Origin of the sequence: Streptomyces sp. NRRL F-5122, assembly GCF_001507435.1 — a bacterium.
GTDB lineage: Bacteria > Actinomycetota > Actinomycetes > Streptomycetales > Streptomycetaceae > Streptomyces > Streptomyces lannensis.
Window position 1 is genome coordinate 1 of record NZ_LMWH01000071.1, and the last position, 1,441, is coordinate 1,441.

1 protein-coding gene is annotated in these 1,441 nt (G+C 67.4%); it reads left to right on the forward strand.

Going from position 1 to position 1,441, the window contains the following annotated elements; genetic code table 11:
* Positions 1-231: 231 nt before the first annotated feature.
* A complete protein-coding gene (locus ADL25_RS10640; protein WP_059127429.1) occupies positions 232-1,422 on the forward strand; it encodes an IS110 family transposase in 1,191 nt (396 codons plus the stop codon).
* The last annotated feature ends 19 nt before the right edge of the window (positions 1,423-1,441 follow it).

Here is a 1,441-nt window from a genome sequence, read left to right on the forward strand (position 1 = left end):
TCAGTGGTCCTTACCTTGGTCATCGGTTTGGTCCAGCCATTCGTAGGGTTGGGGCATCCGGGGGTGTGAGGTGTGGCTTTCAGTGGTCTGCCGACCGTGGCTTCGTATGACTGGCCGCCTCACGCCCCGCGACGACTCGGCCGCTGATTGGGATTTGCGAACAGATCGCTGTGTAAGGACCTGCCGGCGAGGTCGTCTGCGGACACGACGAGCACGAGCGCCGGAGGGGTAATGGGCCGCATATGGGCCGGGGTGGACATCGGCAAGACCCACCACCACTGCGTGGTGGTCGACGCGGAGGGCAGGCATCTGCTGTCCCGCCGGGTGGCCAACGACGAGTCGGAGCTGCTTGCCCTGATCGCGGCCGTCCTGGACCTCGGCCATGAGACGACCTGGGCCGTGGACGTCACACATGGTGGTGCTGTCCTGCTGTTGGGGCTCTTGGCCAACCATGGTCAGCCCGTCTTCTACCTGCCCGGACTGGCGGTCAACCGGGCAACAGCCGGCTACCGCGGCCAGGGAAAGACCGATGCCCGCGACGCGGCGATCATCGCCGACCAGACCCGTATGCGCCGCGACCTGGAGCCGGCGCGGCCCGATGCGGAAGCCATCGCAGAGCTGAAGATCCTCACCGCCCGCCGGGCTGATCTGGTCGCTGACCGGACCCGCACGGTCAACCGGTTGCGTGACCAACTCCTGGGCATATTCCCGGCTTTGGAGCGTGCGCTCGACATGGGCAACCGCGGCCCGCTGGTGTTGCTGACTGGCTACCAGACCCCGGCCGCTCTGCGCCGCATCGGCGTCAAACGACTGGAGACCTGGCTGCGCAACCGCAAGGTCCGCAGCTCCGCCGACCTGGCCGCTGCCGCCGTGGAGGCTGCCGAGCGACAGCACACGGCGCTGCCCGGCGAAACGATGGCCGCGCAGATGGTGCACAGCTTGGCGAAGGAGGTGATCGCCCTCAACGAGAAGGTCGACGAGATCGACAAGCTCATCGAGGGACGGTTTCGCAGCCATGCCCAGGCCGAGGTGATCGCCAGCCTGCCCGGGATCGGCCCCTTGCTCGGCGCTGAGTTCCTGGCTGCCACGAGCGGGGACATGACCCGCTTCGGTACTCCTGACCGCCTCGCGGGCTTCGCCGGCCTGGCCCCGGCTCCCCGCGATTCCGGGCGCATCAGCGGCAACCTGAAGCGCCCGGCCCGTTACCACCGCGGGCTTCAACGCGTCTTCTACACGTCGGCCCTGATCAGTATCCGCTGCTGTGAGGAGTCCCGTCGCTTCTACGACCGCAAACGCGCCGAAGGCAAGCGGCACGTCCAGGCCGTACTGGCCCTGGCGCGTCGGCGGGTCAATGTCCTGTGGGCGCTGCTGCGTGACGGACGGTGCTACCAACTCACACCACCCCTGGCTGAGGCGGCTTGACATCTTCATTGGGAGTCAT

Bases quoted from the DNA above. Each gene is read 5' to 3' on its own strand.
- ADL25_RS10640 (WP_059127429.1), top strand. From the start codon at position 232: ATGGGCCGCATATGGGCCGGGGTGGACATCGGCAAGACCCACCACCAC.